13 protein-coding genes are annotated in these 14,890 nt (G+C 62.0%); 11 read left to right on the top strand and 2 right to left on the bottom strand.

Translation table 11 applies throughout. The features are described 5' to 3' along the window. The first annotated feature begins 3 nt into the window (after positions 1-3). The 11 genes from OXR04_RS01550 to OXR04_RS01600 all read left to right on the top strand — a co-directional run bounded on the left by OXR04_RS01550 (position 4) and on the right by OXR04_RS01600 (position 13,959). A complete protein-coding gene (locus tag OXR04_RS01550) occupies positions 4-1,335 on the top strand; it encodes an FAD-binding oxidoreductase (protein ID WP_046102142.1) in 1,332 nt (443 codons plus the stop codon). A 10-nt stretch (positions 1,336-1,345) separates the two neighbouring features. Further along, the gene (locus OXR04_RS01555) at positions 1,346-2,188 is read left to right on the top strand and encodes a GNAT family N-acetyltransferase (RefSeq protein ID WP_140925542.1); all 843 of its coding nucleotides are present in this window, start codon (positions 1,346-1,348) and stop codon (positions 2,186-2,188) included. After that, positions 2,188-3,114 (top strand): glyoxylate/hydroxypyruvate reductase A, encoded by a 927-nt coding sequence (locus OXR04_RS01560; RefSeq protein ID WP_140925541.1) that lies wholly within the window; start codon positions 2,188-2,190, stop codon positions 3,112-3,114. Before OXR04_RS01555 ends, OXR04_RS01560 begins: the two co-directional genes overlap by 1 nt. A 1-nt stretch (position 3,115) precedes the next feature. Beyond that, complete coding sequence (locus OXR04_RS01565; RefSeq protein ID WP_009089419.1) at positions 3,116-4,249, top strand: M20 aminoacylase family protein; 1,134 nt, start codon at positions 3,116-3,118, stop codon at positions 4,247-4,249. A gap of 113 nt (positions 4,250-4,362) precedes the next feature. Beyond that, positions 4,363-5,679, top strand: a complete 1,317-nt coding sequence (gene gabT / locus OXR04_RS01570) for a 4-aminobutyrate--2-oxoglutarate transaminase (protein WP_267371413.1) — start codon at positions 4,363-4,365, stop codon at positions 5,677-5,679. A gap of 208 nt (positions 5,680-5,887) precedes the next feature. Continuing rightward, a complete protein-coding gene (locus OXR04_RS01575) occupies positions 5,888-6,400 on the top strand; it encodes an Lrp/AsnC family transcriptional regulator (RefSeq protein WP_009089422.1) in 513 nt (170 codons plus the stop codon). Between the two features lie 293 nt (positions 6,401-6,693). After that, complete coding sequence (locus OXR04_RS01580; protein WP_009089424.1) at positions 6,694-7,140, top strand: GNAT family N-acetyltransferase; 447 nt, start codon at positions 6,694-6,696, stop codon at positions 7,138-7,140. Between the two features lie 18 nt (positions 7,141-7,158). Further along, positions 7,159-9,204, top strand: coding sequence for a hydantoinase/oxoprolinase family protein (locus OXR04_RS01585; RefSeq protein WP_267371410.1), 2,046 nt, complete (start codon positions 7,159-7,161; stop codon positions 9,202-9,204). 1 nt (position 9,205) lies between these two features. Further along, positions 9,206-11,164: a hydantoinase B/oxoprolinase family protein gene (locus OXR04_RS01590; RefSeq protein ID WP_267371408.1), complete on the top strand. Its 1,959-nt coding sequence runs from the start codon at positions 9,206-9,208 to the stop codon at positions 11,162-11,164. A 62-nt stretch (positions 11,165-11,226) separates the two neighbouring features. Then, positions 11,227-13,014 (top strand): thiamine pyrophosphate-requiring protein, encoded by a 1,788-nt coding sequence (locus OXR04_RS01595; RefSeq protein ID WP_267371405.1) that lies wholly within the window; start codon positions 11,227-11,229, stop codon positions 13,012-13,014. Positions 13,015-13,110: 96 nt separating this feature from the next. Then, positions 13,111-13,959 carry an oxidoreductase gene (locus OXR04_RS01600; RefSeq protein WP_009089430.1) on the top strand — a complete coding sequence of 283 codons (849 nt, stop codon included), beginning with the start codon at positions 13,111-13,113 and terminating at the stop codon, positions 13,957-13,959. An 80-nt stretch (positions 13,960-14,039) separates the two neighbouring features. Here OXR04_RS01600 and OXR04_RS01605 read toward each other — a convergent pair whose 3' ends face one another. Beyond that, on the bottom strand, positions 14,040-14,261 hold the full coding sequence (locus tag OXR04_RS01605) for a hypothetical protein (protein ID WP_009089432.1): 222 nt from the start codon (positions 14,259-14,261) through the stop codon (positions 14,040-14,042). Next, on the bottom strand, positions 14,245-14,628 hold the full coding sequence (locus tag OXR04_RS01610) for a hypothetical protein (RefSeq protein WP_267371401.1): 384 nt from the start codon (positions 14,626-14,628) through the stop codon (positions 14,245-14,247). The genes OXR04_RS01605 and OXR04_RS01610 overlap by 17 nt, the downstream gene beginning before the upstream one ends. Between the last annotated feature and the right edge of the window lie 262 nt (positions 14,629-14,890).

Below are 14,890 nucleotides of genomic sequence, written 5' to 3' on the forward strand. Positions count from 1 at the left end.
GTTATGCCTGCACCGATTCGTTATGTACAGGACAGTACGGACTTTCCCGACGCCGCCGATGTGGTGGTGATTGGCGCCGGTATTGCCGGGGCCGCCGCCACCTGGGAACTGGCGAAGCAGGGCGTTAAGGTTGTGCTGATCGAAAAAGGCCTGGTGGGGGCCGAGCAGTCGAGCCGCAACTGGGGCTGGTGTCGTCAGCAGAACCGCGATGAGCGGGAGCTGCCGCTGATCATCTATGCCCTGCAACGCTGGGGGGAGCTGAACGCGGAAACCGGCGAAGAGCTGGGATTCCGTCGCAGCGGGCTGGTTTACGCCACGCGGGAAGAGTCAGACATCGCCGCCTGGGATGCGTGGATCCAGATGGCTAAGGGGTATGGCGTCAACAGCTCGATTCTTACCGCTGAGCAGGCAAAAGCGATGACGCCCGGCAGTACCACCGCCTGGCGGGGCGGCCTCTCTGCGCCAACGGACGGCCATGCGGAACCCCGCCTGGCGGCGCCGGGCCTGGTGGCGGGCGCGATGAAAAAAGGTGCGCTGCTGTTTCAGCAGTGTGCGGTTCGCGGGCTGGATATCGCCGCGGGTCAGGTCAGCGGCGTCTGGACCGAACGCGGGCTGATCAAAACCAGCCGGGTGATCTGTGCCGCCGGGGCCTGGACATCCATGTTCTGCCGTCGTCACGGCATCGATCTGCCGCTGGGCAATGTCATCGGCACGGCCTTCCGCACGCAGCCGATAGAGCAGGCGATTGCGATGCCGCTCTATACGCCGGGCTTCGCCTGCCGCCCGCAGATGGACGGCAGTTATACCGTCTCGGTATCGGGGCGCGGACGGCTGGAGCCGGGTGCGCAGGGGCTGCGTTATGCCCGCCAGTTCTATCCGACATTTAAAAGCCGCCGCAAGAATCTTACCCTCAACCTTGGCCTTTCGCCCTTTTTCAAAGGCCCCGAAGCGATGGGGCGCTGGGCCTTTGATCGCCCGTCGCCATTTGAGCGGGTGCGCATTCTCGATCCGGCGGCAGACAGCCGAATCGTGGAAGAGGGGCTGGCCGCGATGCGCCGCGAATATCCGGCGCTGGCGAATCTCAGGCTGGCCCAGGCGTGGGGCGGCATGATCGACAGCACGCCGGACGCCATTCCGGTGATCTCCACCGTGGCGAAACTGCCGGGGCTGGTGCTCTCGGCGGGCTACAGCGCGCACGGTTTTGGCATCGGGCCGGGTGCCGGACGCCTGGCGGCCGATCTGGCAACCGGGGCCACCCCGATTGTCGACCCTGCCCCTTATCGCTACAGCCGTCTGGTTGACGGCAGCGGATTAGACACCCCAGGCATGATGTAAGGAGAACGCAATGAGCCTGACACTACGTGCAATGACGCCAGATGATATTGAACAGTGCTACCGCATGACACAGGCGCTGAAGTGGCCCCACCGACGCGAAGACTGGCAGCTGGCGCTGCAGCTGGGCGAAGGCACGGTGATTGAAGAGCAGGGCAGAGTGATTGGCAGCGCCGTGCTCTGGCGCTGGGGCGAACACGCCGCCACGCTGGGACTGGTGATTGTGGATAATCAGCAGCAGGGGCGGGGCCTCGGCAAACAGCTGATGCTGGCGCAGCTGGAAAAAGTCCCCGACGGCAACGTGCGGCTGCACGCCACCGAAATGGGCAAAGGGCTGTATGAAAAGCTCGGCTTTGTCAGCTGCGGCGAGATCCGCCAGCACCAGACCCGCGCACTGGCGTCACTGCCCGACGTGGTGATCCCGGCCGGGCTGCATCTGCGACCGGCGACACCAGCGGATCACGCCGCGCTGGTGAAGCTGGATGAGCAGGCGCACGGCATGCATCGTCCGGCGCTGTTCAACCATCTGCTGGGCGACTGTGAGACCCTGCTGTTACAGGACGATCAGCAGCAGATTCAGGGGTTCGCCAGCCTGCGCCGGTTTGGGCACGGCTGGGCGATTGGGCCGGTGATCGCCGCGGAGCTGCCGGTGGCACAGGCGCTGGTGGCAACCCTGATGCAGCCACTGCAGGGCCAGTTTCTGCGCATTGATACCGACGCCAGCCTGCCGCTGGCCAGCTGGCTCAACACCCTCGGGCTGGATCAGGTGGATGCGCCGACCACGATGGTCCGGGGCACTCCCTGGACGCCGCAGGGGATGCAGGCCTTTGGCTTAATGACCCAGGCGATGGCCTGATGCATATCGTCTATAAATCGGAACCGGAGCGGGGACGGATCTGGCAGCGCTGGCTGGCGGAGCATGCCCCCGACATTCAGCTGCATATCTGGCCGGAGACCGGCGATCCGGCAGAGGTTGAGGCGCTGGTAGCCTGGCAGCCCCCCGCCGATATTCCGGCGCTGTTTCCCCGGCTGAAACTGCTGTTTTCTGTCGGCGCCGGCGCCGATCAGTTTGACTTCAGCGCGCTGCCGCCCGATCTGCCGGTCATACGAATGATTGAGCCGGGCCTGACGCAGGGCATGGTGGAATATGTCACCTTCGCGGTGCTCGGGCTGCATCGTGACATGCCACGCTATCTTCATCAGCAACGCCAGCAGCAGTGGCAGCCGCATCAGGTGAAGCCTGCGGCTCAGCGGCGGGTGGGCGTAATGGGGCTGGGCGAACTCGGTCAGGCTGCGCTGCAGCAGCTGGTCGCACTGGGGTTTGACTGCGCTGGCTGGAGCCGCACACCGCGCCACGTGCCCGGCGTGCGTTGCTGGCACGGTGCCGGAGAGCTGGCGGACTTTCTGGCGCACAGCGAGATTCTGGTCTGCCTGCTGCCGCTGACCGACACCACCCAGGGGCTGCTTAATCACACCCTGTTTACGCAGATGCCGCAGGGTGCGGCACTGGTGCAGGCCGGGCGCGGTCAGCAGCTTAATCATGACGATCTGCTGCAGGCGCTGGCGAGCGGCCAGCTCCGCGCCGCCGTGATTGATGTCACCGACCCGGAGCCGTTACCGCCGGGCCACCCCTTCTGGCACCATCCCGCCGTGTGGCTGACGCCGCACATTGCCAGCCAGACACAGAATGAGAGCGCCATTGCGGCGCTGCTGGAGAACCTGCGCCGTTATCAGCGTGGTGAGCCGCTGCACGGTCTGGTCGACCGCTCACGAGGATATTGAGATGGAACATTTAGTGGCACTGCGCCGCGAACTGCATGCGCACCCGGAACTCGGTTTTCAGGAGCACCGCACCAGCGACAGGGTGGCGAACTTTCTGCAACAGCTGGGAATTGAGGTGCATCGTGGCATCGGCCAGACCGGCGTGGTCGGCATTCTGAAAAAGGGTAACAGCGAGCGGATGATTGGCCTGCGCGCCGATATGGATGCCCTGCCGATGCAGGATCAGAGCGGCACCGCCTGGCAGAGCAGCGTGACGCAGGTCAGTCACGCCTGCGGGCACGACGGTCACACCGTGATGCTGCTGGGGGCGGCAGAAAAACTGGCGCGTGACGTCAGTTTTGACGGCACCGTCTGCTTCATCTTCCAGCCCGCCGAAGAGGGGCTGGCGGGCGCGAAGGCGATGATCGACGACGGGCTGTTCAGCCGCTTTCCCTGTGAGGCGGTCTACGCCATTCACAACTGGCCGGAACTGCCGCTGGGTCAGGTGCAGACCCGGCCCGGCCCGATCATGGCGGCGGCAGACCGCTTCGATATCCGGGTGCTGGGCGGGGGAGGCCATGCCGCGCAGCCCCACCTGACCCGCGATACCCTGCTGGCGACCAGCGAGCTGGTGGTTCAGCTGAATACCCTGGTCTCACGCGCGCTCGACCCCTGTGAAACGGCGCTGCTCACCGTGACCCGGATGGAGGGCGGCTTTTCCCACAACATGATTCCGGCGGAGGCGAACATCACCGGTACGGTGCGCACCTTCAGCCCGACGGCACAGGCGACGATTGAAGCGCGGCTGCGTCAGATGGCGGAACATGTCACCGCCGCGCATGGCCTGCATGCCGAGGTACGCTATCTGCGCTACTACCCGGCGACCCTGAACAGCCCGGATGAGGCGCAGTTCTGCCTGCAGGCGCTGAAACAGGCGGGCATCGCCGCTGAAACCGCGCCGCAGCCCGCGCTCACCTCAGAAGATTTCGCCTTTATGCTGCAGGCGCGGCCCGGTGCGTATCTCTGGCTGGGGTCTGCGCCCTGCAGGCCGTTACATCACGCCGCCTACGACTTTAACGATGCGCTGATCCCGCATGGCGTTAACGTGTTTGTCACCCTGATTCGTCAGGCGCTGGCAGAGAAATTTCCCTGCTGAAAGCAGCGGGATTTTGACAGGAAATGCCGCTGCCTGCGGAATTACGGCAGCGTCGGAAACCAACAGGTTGCGATACTTGAGCCAACCGAACGTTACGTGGATGAGGGTTTAAAATGCAGAATGTCATGGCAGAGCAGCAAACATACTCCGATAACAACCTGTTACTGGATGCACGTGAGCAGAACGTGCCGCGTGGCGTCGTCACCGCGCATCCGCTGGTGATCGAGCGCGCCAGAGGCAGTGAAGTATGGGACGTGGAGGGCAATCGCTATCTCGACTTTGTCGGCGGCATCGGCGTGCTCAATGTCGGGCACAATCACCCGGCGGTGGTCAACGCCGTGACCCGCCAGCTCGGTCTGGTCTCGCACGCCTGTTTTCAGGTGGTGGCTTATCCGGGCTACATCGCGTTAGCGGAGCGGCTGAACCGGCTGGTAGGCGGAGACGAAGCCTACAAGAGCGTCTTTTTCACCAGCGGCGCCGAAGCGGTAGAAAACGCGGTGAAGATTGCCCGCGCCCACACGCAGCGCCCCGGCATCATCGCCTTTGACGGTGCATTTCATGGCCGCACGCTGCTGGGTGTCACCCTGACCGGCATGTCCGCCCCTTATAAACAGAACTTTGGTCCGTTCCCTGGCGAGATTTACCGGCTGCCTTTCCCCAATCCGCTGCATGGCATTACGGAGGCGGATTGCCTCAAGGCGCTGGAGCAGCTGTTCGCAGTGCAGATCCTGCCTGAGCGGGTGGCAGCGATCATTATCGAGCCGGTGCAGGGCGACGGGGGCTTCCTGCCTGCAGGCCCGGCCTTTATGCAGGCGCTGCGCCGCATTACCAGCCAGCACGGCATTCTGCTGATTTGTGATGAAGTGCAGTCCGGCTTCGGGCGAACCGGCACCATGTTCGCGTTCCAGCAGCTGGGCATTAAACCGGATTTGATCACGCTGGCGAAAAGCCTGGGCGGCGGCCTGCCGATTTCCGGTGTGGTGGGACGGGCGGAGATCATGGACGCGCCAGCGCCGGGCGGACTGGGCGGCACCTACGGCGGCAATGCGCTGGGGTGTGCGGCGGCGCTGGCGGTGCTGGATCTGTTTGAGCAGGAGAACCTGCTACAGCGTTCCTGCCAGCTCGGTGAACAGCTCAATGCCCGGCTGCGGCAGCTGGCGGATAAATATGCCTGCATCGGTGATGTGCGCGGCGTGGGATTTATGCAGGCGGTGGAAATCCTCGATTTCGAAACCGGCCGCCCGGATGCGGCCCTGACGCAGAAGATCCTCGACAGCGCCTGTCAGGAAGGACTGCTGCTGATCAAGTGTGGTCTGCACCGTAATACTATCCGTTTCCTGGCTCCGCTGGTGACGACCGACTCCCAGCTGGAAGAGGCGCTGCATATCTTCGATATTGCGCTGGCGCGTGCCACAGGCCGTCTGGGCTAGACTGCGATTCCTCATTGATTTTATTGAAGTAATTTAAAAACCTCCTGCTGGTATAACCACTGCGAAGCGCTGGCGCATTTACCGTAAAGCGTGATATATCTTCCGGAGGTTCTGAACATTTGCTTAAGCGCCTGGCCCGTCAGGCCAGGTTATTGCCAGCCTGCAATACTGACGCCTGATGGGCCAGGCTCTGACAATGAGGGGTGCTATGAACGGCTTAATGAAACTCGACCGCATCGACATCAACATTCTGGTGCAACTCCAGAAAGATGGCCGTATCAGCAACGTTAACCTCGCCGACGCAGTAGGCCTTTCCCCCAGCCCCTGTCTGCAACGGGTCAAACGTCTGGAACAGGCTGGTTTTATTACCGGTTATGAAGCCCACATCAATCTCACCCGCATTACCGATTCTGTGACGGTCTTTACCGAAGTCACGCTGTCGGGTCATCGCCGCGAAGATTTTATGAAGTTTGAAACGGCGATGCGCAGTGTCGATGAGCTGATGGAGTGCCATCTGATCACCGGCGGCTACGACTATCTGCTGCGCTTTATTACCCGCAGCATTGAACATTACCAGGAAGTGATTGAGAAAATGCTGGATGCGCAGATCGGCATCGACAAATATTTCAGTTATATCGTGATCAAATCGCCCATCATGAAAAGCAGCGTGCCGTTGCGTTCACTTATCGACAAGCAGAATTCTGTCGAACTCGGGGCGTAGTGACCAGAGCCGGAGGCCGATCCTCTGCGCTTTTCACGGCAGAGGGTCACTACCGGCATTCACCGCACCCGGCGCAGACCGCGCTCCGGGAGCTGTGCAGACCTGCACGCTTTACCCGGATTTTTCCCTTACCCGCCCGTTCACTCTGCATCATGCATCGGCCTGACTCCCCTCAGCATAAAATTTCTTCCCGGCGCAAAATTCAGTCGCTGCATCCGGTTTCAGGGCGCGCTTCAGCCTCACCCGATCAGCGAACCCCCTTAGACTGTTTTTAACCGTTATCAGGAGTTGTTATGAGCTCATTACTGATTGCTGACCAGCAGTGGCAGCGCGATGCGTTCACCGTCTCCACCGACCGTCAGCGGCTCGACCTGGCGTGGATACACCACCAGCTGGCGGAGAAGTCCTACTGGGCACAGGGCCAGCCGCGCGAGAAAACCCTGCGGGCGATCGCCGGTTCGCTGCCGTTTGGCCTCTATCACCAGCAGGCGCAGATTGGCTTCGCCCGTCTTATCACCGATTACACCCGCTTTGGCTGGCTGTGCGACGTCATCATTGACGAAAACTGGCGTGGACACGGACTGGGCAGCTGGCTGGCGACCTGCGTCCGTGATCATCCGGAGCTGCAAACGGTGCATCGCTGGATGCTGTCGACCCAGGATGCGCATCAGGTCTACCAGCGTCTCGGCTGGCGTGTGGTGCAACACCCCGGGACGCTGATGGAATTTCCCCCTCCCTGACTCAGGAGTTAAACCGAGATGCGATACCGCGTTGGCGTGGATATTGGCGGATCCTTTACCGATTTTGCCGTGCTCGATCAGCAAACGAACCAGATTCATACCCTGAAAGTCCTGTCGCGCCCGGATCAGCCCGGCAGTGAAATCACCACCGGGCTGGCGCAGTTTCAGCAGCGTCAGGGGATCGACCCCGCGGAGATTGGCTACTTTACCCACGGCACCACGGTCGGCATCAACGCGGTGATCCAGCGGCGTGGCGTGCGGCTGGCGCTGTTCGCCACCGAGGGCTTCTGCGATGTGCTGGAGCTGGCCCGGCTGAAAATTCCCCATATTCATGACCTCTTTTCGCGGCGTCCTGCACCGCTGATCTCGCGCGACCGGGTTTTTGCCATCCGTGAACGCATGGACGCGCAGGGCAGGGTACTCCAGCCGGTGGACCGCCAGAGCGTACTCGACGCTATCGCGCAGGCACGCGCTGCGGGCTGCCAGGGCATCGTGGTCTCCCTGCTGCACAGCTATCGCAACCGGCACAATGAAGCGGCCGTGAAAGCGATTATCAATGAGGAGGCACCCGAGCTGCTGACCTCCTGTTCTGCCGACATCTGGCCAATTATCCGCGAATATGAACGCACCATTACCGCGACCATCAACGCCTACGTGCAGCCGATGGTGATCCACTACCTTGAATCCTTTGAGCAGGCGCTGCAGCGGCTCGGCGTGCAGCCGCCGCCGCGCATCACCAAATCGAACGGTGGCGTCATGGGCGTCGACCAGGCGAAACGTGAATGTGTGCAGATGGTTCTCTCCGGCACCGCATCCGGGGTCATCGGGGCCAGCTATCTCGCCAGCGCCTGTGGGTTCGGCAACATTCTCAGCCTCGATATCGGCGGCACCAGTGCAGACGTGGCGGTGATCATCGACGGCAACGTGGCGCAGGGCAACGGTGAAATCATCGGTGATTTCCCGATCTACATTCCCTCCGTAGCCGTTACCTCGGTGGGTCAGGGCGGTGGCTCGCTGGCGTGGATTGACGGGCAGGGCGTGCTGCAGATGGGCCCGGACAGTGCCGGATCGCTGCCTGGCCCGGTCTGCTTCGGCCGCGGCGGCACGCAGCCGACCGCCACCGACGCCTTTGCCGCCTGCGGCATGATGGGGCACGGCGCGCTGGGCTACAACGCTGTCGCCGTCGATGTCGCGGCTGCCTGTGCCGCCTGGCAGCCGCTGGCCGATGCCCTCGGCCTGACGGTGCAGGAGACCGCGCAAAACGCCATTGAGCTGGCCATCTCCGGTATGTACAGCGACACCAGCGGCCTGCTGTCACGGTTCGGCCTCGATCCGCGTGAATTCTGGTTCCTCGCCTTTGGCGGTGCCGGGCCGATGATGGGCTGTTTCCTGGCCCGTGAACTCAACCTGAAAGGGGTGATTGTGCCGCCGACGCCCGGGGTGCTGTCGGCGCTGGGCGGGCTGGTGGCTGACATCCGTAATGACTTTATCCGCACCCTCTACAGCGATCTGACTCCTGCCCTGGCCGACACCCTGGCCACTGAAGCGCAGGCATTGCAGCAGCGCGCCTACGACTGGCTGACTGAGGAGCACGGCAGCGCGATGCCTTACAGCCTGCAGTTCAGCGCCGATATGCGCTATCAGGGACAGTCGTTTGAGATCGACGTGGCGCTGGAGCCAGGCTGGCTGACGCAGGCCGATTTTACGGCGCTGCATGACGCTTTCGATCGCCAGCATCAGCAGCTGTTTGGTCACTGTGATCCGCAGGCCCCGGTGCAGCTGATTAACCTGCGGCTGGTGATCACCTCACCGACGCCGAAACCGGTTATTGCCCCGCTGGCCCCGGCGACGGAACCGGTGCCGGTGCTGAAGCAGACGGAAGCGTGGATTGACGGGGCCTGGCATCAGGTTGATCTGGTGCTGCGGTCCGGGCTGCGCGCTGGCCATCAGCTCAGCGGCCCGGCCATCATTGCTCAGGATGACTGCACCACCTGTGTGCCGCCCGGCATGGGCGTCACGGTCGACACTTTTGGCAACCTGCTGATTACGGCGAACGAGGCATAACATGGCGATTGACGGACGTAACTTACAGATCCTGGCGAACTACTGCGCTGCCGCCGCCGATGCGATGGCCTTTACGCTGATGCGCACTGCGCACTCCACCTTCGTTAAGGAGACGGAAGATTTCTCCTGCCAGATTGTCAGCCGCAGCGGGCTGGCGTTTGCCTCACCCCGCAGTTTTGGTGCGCCCTGGTACAGCGGCATCGACTATGCGCCGGTGCTGGCGCTGATAGAGGAGTATGCCGAGGGGGACATCTGCATCACCAACGACGCCTACGCCGGAAACGTCGCGACCCACTCCCCCGACATCCACATCTGGAAACCGGTGTTCCACCAGGGCGAGATTGTCTGTTTCGTGGTGGGACATATTCACAATACCGATGTCGGCGGGGCCGTGCCCGCCTCGCTGTCGCGTTCGCTGACCGACATTGTGCAGGAGGGGATTCGCATCCCGCCGCTGAAGATCATGCGACAGGGTCAGCTCAACGAAGAGGTCGCCAGCATCATGCGGCTCAACGTGCGGGTGCCGGACCAGAACTGGGGTGACTTCAAGGCACAGCTGGCCTCGGTCAACGTGGGCGAGCGGAAAATTCACGACATTATTGCCCGCTTTGGCATCGACGATTTCCTGCAGGGCATTGAAGGTATTCTGGATTACGCCGAGGCGCAGGCGCGCACGATCATCGCGACTATTCCCGACGGTGAATACTTTTATGCCGACTACGCCGATGAGGATGGCGAGGGGGGCTATCCCTGCCGTATCGCCGTCACGCTGCGGGTGCAGGGCGATCGGTTGGAGCTGGATTACACCGGCAGCGACCCGCAGCTGGCCTCGTCGCTGAACATGCCCACCGGCGGACGGGAGCGACATCCGCTGGCGCTGGTCGGCGTCACCTATGTGCTCTCCACGCTGGATCGCTCCCTGTTGCTTAACGCGGGCACGCTGCGGCCCACCCGCGCCATTCTGCCGCCGGGCACGGTCATGAACTGCGAGGCGCCCGCTGCGGTAGGCATGCGCTCGCTGACCTGTGCGCTGTCGCAGATTGCCACCGTCGGCGTCTTCTCACTGGCGATGCCCGACCGTCTGCCCGCCAACTCGCCCGGCGGCAACTCGATCATGAATATCCGCACCCAGACGCACAATCGCAGCGTGGTGGCCTCGCTGGGCCCGGTGGGCGGCGGTGCAGGCGGCACCCCGCGTCACGATGGCCCTGACGGCTCCGGCGGTCTTTCCGCCTTCCTGAAAAACACCCCGATTGAGATTAACGAGGCGGAAGTCCCCATCCGTTTTCACCGCTACGGCCTGGCGCAGGACAGCGCAGGGGCGGGTCACTATCGCGGCGGCCTGGCGACAGAGATGGCGTTCGAGATCTTCTCGCCCAACACCACGATTACCGCGCGCAACCGCAACCGCTCGGTCTTCGCCTCTGCGGGGGTGGTGGGCGGACAGAGCGGGGCGCTCTCACACTTCCAGACCCGGCGCAACGGCGAGGTCATCCGGCACGGCAACACCGATGTGATCCACTGCCAGCCGGGGGACGTGGTCGAAGTCCGCGGGCCGGGTGCCGGGGGCTACGGGCTGCCGTCACAGCGCGATGCGGAGGCGGTCCTGCAGGATGTGCGCTGCGGCTACCTCAGCCTCGACGCCGCCAGGGCGCAGTATGGCGTGGTGGTGGTGAATAACCGCGTGGATCGGGTCGCGACTGAGCAACTGCGTGCTGCCATGCCGCAGCGGGTCACGCACCATTTTGAGCATGGCGAGGCGCGTCAGCGCTTTGAAAAACTCTGGACACCGCAGCGCTATCAGTCACTGACCACCTTTCTTGCCGCCGCGCCGGTCAGCTGGCGTCACTTCCTGAAAACCCAGGTTTTCCGGGCGGTCGCAGAGGCAGGCGAAACGGCGGACATGGCGCAGATATTCAGTGATTTGCGTCAGCGCTACCCGGCTATGGCGAACAATTAACGGCGATGGCGCATCGTCGACTACGCTTTAAGTCTGCATGGACTACAAGGGGAACCGCGACGATGAGCATGAAAACCAGTGATTTTTTTGTCCAGCGCCTGAAAGAGTGGGGTGTGAGCCGCATTTACGGCTATCCGGGGGACGGGATTAATGGCGTGCTGGGGGCCATTCAGCGCGCGAACGCCAAAGGGAACGGCATCGAATTTATTCAGGTGCGTCACGAAGAGATGGCCGCTTTTATGGCGGCCGGTCACGCGAAATTCACCGGTGAGCTGGGTGTCTGCCTCTCAACCGGCGGGCCGGGTGCGACCCATCTGCTGACCGGGCTCTATGACGCAAAAATGGACCATGCGCCGGTGCTGGCGATTGCCGGACAGGCGGAAGCGACCGCGCGCGGGGCCAGTTATCAGCAGGAGATGAACCTGGACCGCATCTTCTCGGATGTGGCGAACTTCGTTCAGGAAGCCGCCACCCCGGCGCAGGTGCGTCACCTGCTTGATCGTGGCGTGCGGATTGCCAAAGCGCAGAATGGCGTGGCGGTGGTGATCCTGCCGAAAGACATTCAGGATGAAGCCTGGCAGCCGCCGCAGCACCTGCACGGCTTCACCCACTCCGGCAGTGGCTATCAGCGGCCGAAAGTGATCCCCTATGAGGAGGATCTGCAACGCGCCGCTGAGGTGCTCAACGCCGGTAAAAAAGTGGCGATTCTGATCGGGGCAGGCGCACGCAATGCCGCTGTCGAGGTGGTGCAGGTCGCCAATGTGCTGGGGGCCGGTGTGGCAAAAGCGCTGCTGGGCAAAGATGTGCTGCCGGACGATGCGCCCTTTGTAACCGGCTCGATTGGCCTGCTCGGCACCAAACCCTCATCCGATTTAATGCAGAACTGCGACACCCTGCTGATGATCGGCAGCGGCTTCCCCTGGACCGAATTTCTGCCGGAAGAGGGCAAGGCGCGAGCGGTGCAGATCGATATCGATCCCGCCATGCTCGGCCTGCGCTACCCCAGCGAAGTGAATCTGCACGGCGATGCGGCAGAAACCCTGCGCGCGCTGCTGCCGCTGCTGGAGCACAAAGAGGATCGCAGCTGGCAGGAAGGGATTGCGGTTCAGGTGCGTGACTGGTGGACACTGATGGAGGAGCGCGCGATGGCACCGGCGAACCCGGTCAATCCGCAGCGGGTGGTGTGGGAGATGTCCCCGCAGCTGCCGGACAACGCCATTGTCACCTCTGACTCCGGTTCCTGTGCCAACTGGTTTGCCCGCGACTATCGCGTCAAACAGGGGCAGCGGGCCTCGCTCTCCGGCGGGCTGGCCTGCATGGGCGCGGCGGTGCCTTACGCCATTGCAGCGAAATTTGCGCACCCGGATAAACCGGTGGTGGCGCTGGTGGGTGACGGCGCCATGCAGATGAACAACATGGCTGAACTGATCACCATCCAGAAATACTGGCAGCAGTGGGCCGATCCGCGCCTGATCGTCTGCGTGTTTAACAACGAAGATCTCAACCAGGTGACCTGGGAGCAGCGCGTGATGGAGGGCAACCCCCGCTTTGACGCCTCGCAGCAGGTGCCGGACGTGAAATACGCGGAATTTGCCCGCTCGCTGGGCATGGTCGGGATTTTCGTGGATAACCCTGACGACCTCGCAGGGGCCTGGCAGCAGGCGCTCAGCGCCGATCGCCCGGTGCTGCTGGAGGTGAAAACCGATCCGGAAGTGGCGCCGTTACCGCCGCATATCACCTTTAAACAGGCAAAAGCCTTTATGGCCTCCATGGCGAAGGGCGATCGCGGCGCAGCGCAGATCATCAGCGACACCGCCAGCCAGCTGTTCCATAAAAGCACGAAGGGCTAAGCCAGGCGACGGCGCCTCGCTAGCCTTATCTGTCTCTCCCCGGATACGTTCGTATCCGGGTCTTATCGCTTCATCAAACGCAACAGGAGTCCTACTATGGCGGCTCAATCAGGCCCAGTCTGGTTTATATCAGGATGTTCGACCGGTTTTGGTCGGGAACTGGCGCAGCAGACTATCGCGCGAGGTTTTAACGTGGTGGTGACGGCCCGGAACCTGTCGGCCGTGGCCGATCTGGTGGAAGGTCATGATAATGCGCTGGCGGTCGCGCTGGATGTCACGCAGCAGGCGAGCATCGATCAGGCGGTGCAGGCGGCCATCGGTGCGTTCGGAACGATTGACGTGCTGGTGAACAACGCCGGTTACGGCTATCAGAGTTCGATTGAAGAGGGGGTGGAGAGCGAAATCCGCGCCCAGTTTGACGCTAACGTCTTCGGTCTGTTTGCCCTGACGCGCGCCGTGCTGCCCGCGATGCGCCAGGCGCGCAGGGGGCACGTTATCAACATTACCTCGGTGGCCGGATTGATCGGCTTTGCCAGCTCAGGCTATTACGCCGCCAGCAAACATGCGGTGGAGGGCTGGTCCGATGCGCTGGCCCAGGAGGCCGGGCCGCTGGGCATTCATGTCACCTGCGTCGAGCCAGGCCCGTTCCGCACCGACTGGGCCGGACGCTCGCTGCATCAGACGCCAAGCACGCTGCCGGACTATGCAGAGACCGCCGCCGCGCGAATGAAAGCCACCGCCGACTACAGCGGCACGCAGAAGGGCGATCCGGCGCGCGCCGCCGCAGCGATGATCGCGATTACTGAACATGATCATCCGCCCCGGCATCTGGTGATGGGAGCCTGGGGCCATGACGCCGTGACCAGCAAACTCAAAGAGCGGCTGGCGGAGATTGAGGCGTGGAAACAGACATCGGTGGAGACCGATTTTCCGGAATCGCAGTGAGTTGCAGGTGGCATGAAGCCGCCGCGGTTTAACCAGAAGCGGTTAAAAACAGGAAAGGCCCGTATATGGGCCTTTAAGCGCTAATCGGGGATGTTAGCTTCCTGCCTTTCGCGCGCGTTCAGTTCTTTTAGCTTACGGCGCAACAGGGCAGATGAGGAGCGTTTTCTCGCCTGAGCTAACTGGGCCTTAATGGCGGGTAGATCGGGCCTGTCCAGCCACTCAGCAATCAAAAGTGCCCTTAACTCCCTGTTCTCGGCATCAGCCGCATCTGTGATGCCATTGTGTTTATCGTAAAACGACATAGCAAGCTCTCCCTGTAGTCACTGTTTTATAAGCCTGGAAATAGTCCGGGATTAAAGGTTGCGGCGCTTTCTTCGGCAACCCGGTCCGGCGATTGTAGCGCAGTTCATTTTTTAAGCCAGGCAAAGCGTCGTAGATCTCCTCAAGGGCTGTCGGACGATTGCGGTCAACGATCTCTCCTGATGCAGCCTGGAAAACAAAACCGCCCACAAAGAAGCTTTCATGGTGTGCCATTAATGCCAGGAATACGCGTTTGATAACGACAGCACTGCCTAATCCTGCAAAGCTGATATGGCGGAAATCACCCAGGCATTCCATACCATCAAAGACGTCAAAACAAACTTCATAAATATCTTCTTCAATGCGCACTTCTCATCCCTGTCGTAACTTATAAATCCCTGAAACCCGATTTTCAGTTCCTGCGCAGCACCGTCAAACATCCATGGTAAAAATAAGGTTATTCATTCCAGCATTTCAGCCGCCGTTGCGGATTAACAACACCGTTTTGTAAGCCAGCCCGCAAAACCATTCACCAGTCACGCCCCCTTATCGCGCAGCCCTGCGCCATCATTGTGCTGAAAAAATAAACAGGCGCGCCCGCCCGCCACCATAAGAATTCGATCTTGTATCC

This window comes from Pantoea sp. GM_Pan_3, from assembly GCF_026541045.1.
GTDB classification, from domain to species: Bacteria; Pseudomonadota; Gammaproteobacteria; order Enterobacterales; family Enterobacteriaceae; genus Pantoea; species Pantoea anthophila.